Here is a 2,611-nt window from a genome sequence, read left to right as displayed (position 1 = left end):
CCGTTGCTGAACGTGCAGTTGATGTTCGGCGGGGTCGTCGCCCAGAGAAGCATCATCCTGCACATCTGGGACGATGCGGCCGGCACGCTCGCACCCGGAACGGAGATCTATTCCACTTCGGTCAACCTCACGGGCTCCAATGAAACCATCAACGTGATCGACCTCGAGGGCGTCGGCATCGACGTGGATGGGCCGATCCGCGTGGGTGTCCAGTTCACTCAGGCGGGTCTGCCGTGCATCGCCCGCGACGGCGACGGTACCATCGATGCCGGCCGAAATTTCGTCTACTCCGAAGGTGCGTGGTACCAGTCCAGCCTCTTCGGCCTCACCGGCGACTGGATCATCCGCGCCGAAACCGCCGGCAGCGCCCTCTTCTCCGTCGGCGGCACGGTCAGCGGCCTGAGCGGGTCGCTCACCCTGCGCAACAACGGCGGGGACGATCTAACCCTCACGAGCGATGGGCCTTTCACGTTCGCCACGCCGCTGCTCGACGGCAGCCCCTACGAGGTGTCGATTTCCTCGTCACCGCCCGGCCAGGACTTCGAAGTGCTGTACGGAGCCGGCGTGATCGCCGGCGTCGACGTGAACGACGTGCTGGTCGCGCCCGTCGGAGTCGTGACCGATCTCCTGCGCAACGACGGCTGGAGTCAAGGGGCGCCAGCCGCGTTCCAGGGTGGATTCGTCGTCGGCGAGATCGCCGCGGCGCGCTTCATCCCCGCGAACGCGGATTCCTGGGACGTCGAGTCGATCCAGCTGCTGTACGGCGGCGCGACGACCCAGCAGACCCTGACCCTGAAGATCTGGGACGATGCGGCCGGCACCGCCGCGCCCGGCGCGGAACTGTTCTCCCAGGATTTCCAGCTGACCGGCGGCGACGCCCTGCAGGCGATCGACCTGGGAGGGGCGGGAATCGGCGTCGGCGGCGCCTTCCGCGTGGGCCTGCAATTCCATCACTCCGGCTATCCCTCGATCGCGCGCGACGCGGACGGCAACATGACGGCCGGCCGCAACTTCGTCTACACCGCGGGGAGTTGGCAATCATCGGAACTGCTCGGGCTGACCGGCGACTGGATCCTGCGGGCCGTGGTCTCGCAGCGCGGGCAAGCCGCCACCGCCCTGATCACCGCCGTCGCGGACCTTCCCCGCGACCAGGGCCGGCAGGTCCGGATCGCCTGGACCGGCGACGGCCGCGACGCGGCCGGCAGCACCGAGCCGGTGACCGGCTACGCCGTGTTCCGCCGGATCGACGACGGCTACAAGGCGGCGGCCGGCGGCGCGGGGCCGGCCGACAAGACCTACCCGCCCGGTGATTGGGACTACCTGAAGACCGTGCCCGCCTTCCAGGAAGCGGCCTACGCCACGATCGCACCCACGGTCGCCGATTCCACGATCGCGGACGGCATGCACTTCACGACCTTCTTCGTCCGCGCGATGACGGCGGTGCCGGGTGTCTACTTCGACTCGGCGCCGGACAGCGGCTACTCCGTGGACAACTTGGTGCCGCACGTGCCGCAGGGATTGGCGGTGGACTACGACGCGATGGCGGGCAATGCCCTGACCTGGCAGGCGAACCCCGAGGCGGACTTCGCCTATTTCAAGGTGTACCGTGGCGATGGGCCCGATTTCGCCGTCGATCCGGATCACCCGGCCCACACGACGGCTTCGACCGCCTGGCTGGATGCCGACGGTGGATTCCAGGCGTACTACCGGGTAGCGGCGGTGGATTTCTCGGGCAACGAGTCGGCTCCGACCGCATACGCCGGCACCCAGACAACCGGCGCCGACGGGGAGACGCCGGGCGCCCTGGCGCTGTTCCCCTGCCGCCCCAACCCGTTCAATCCCAGCACGACGATCTCGTTCCTGCTGTCGGCCCCCGCCCGCGCGACCCTGGTCGTTTTCGACGCCCGCGGCCGCCGGGTGCGCGGCCTTTTGGACGAGTCGCGCCCGGCCGGTCCCGCCTCCGTCGTCTGGGACGGGCGCGACGATGCGGGCCGCGCGCTGCCGGGCGGCGTCTACGTCGCGAGGCTGAGCGCCGGTTCCGCACCGCTCGCGATCAAGCTCTCGCTCATACCATAACGAGGGGTTCGCGACCACCGCCTGACGGCTTCACCGGGAATCCACTTCCCGGTGAAGCCGCCCCTGGGCCTCGCAATGCGAGACAGACGCTCTCAAATCCATCTGCGGCTACCCCGCCTGCCTCGACCGCGCAGGATCGTCGCCAGCCGCGCGTTGGGTTCACTGCCCGCAGGCCGGCGCCGTTCCCCACCGCGCCTCCCCGGGCAGGGAGCGGCGGATGCCCGGCCTCGACGTGACCCTCGTGATCGATCGCCCCGATGCCGCGGCGGAGCTGTGCGCGGGCCTGCGGCGGCAGGGCTGCCGTGTCGAAACGGTGATCCGCGACCGGATCCCCCCTGCGAACCTGGCGGCCTCCACCTCTTCCCTGGTGCTGGTGAACATCGAACCCCGCGCCGCGGGCGCCCTGGCCTGGTGCCGCGACGTGCGCGCGGCCCGCCCCGACAGCCGGATCTGCGCCCTCTTCGAGGAGGCGGACGAGATGGCGCAGGTCGTCGCCTTGGAGACGGGCGCCGACACGGTACTGGTCCGACCCTTC

2 protein-coding genes are annotated in these 2,611 nt (G+C 70.0%); both read left to right on the top strand.

Annotated elements, in window-relative coordinates; all coding sequences use genetic code 11:
- The coding region (locus Q7W29_03255) for a FlgD immunoglobulin-like domain containing protein (protein MDO9170828.1) at nt 1-2,076 on the top strand (2,076 nt) is incomplete at its 5' end.
- A gap of 217 nt (nt 2,077-2,293) precedes the next feature.
- Nucleotides 2,294-2,611 (top strand): hypothetical protein (locus tag Q7W29_03250; GenBank protein ID MDO9170827.1); only part of this gene is annotated, 318 nt, incomplete at its 3' end.

It is taken from the genome of bacterium, assembly GCA_030654305.1.
Taxonomy (GTDB): Bacteria; Krumholzibacteriota; Krumholzibacteriia; order LZORAL124-64-63; family LZORAL124-64-63; genus PNOJ01.
Note: the sequence above shows the minus strand (reverse complement) of the source record. Positions and strands in the feature narration are given on the sequence as shown.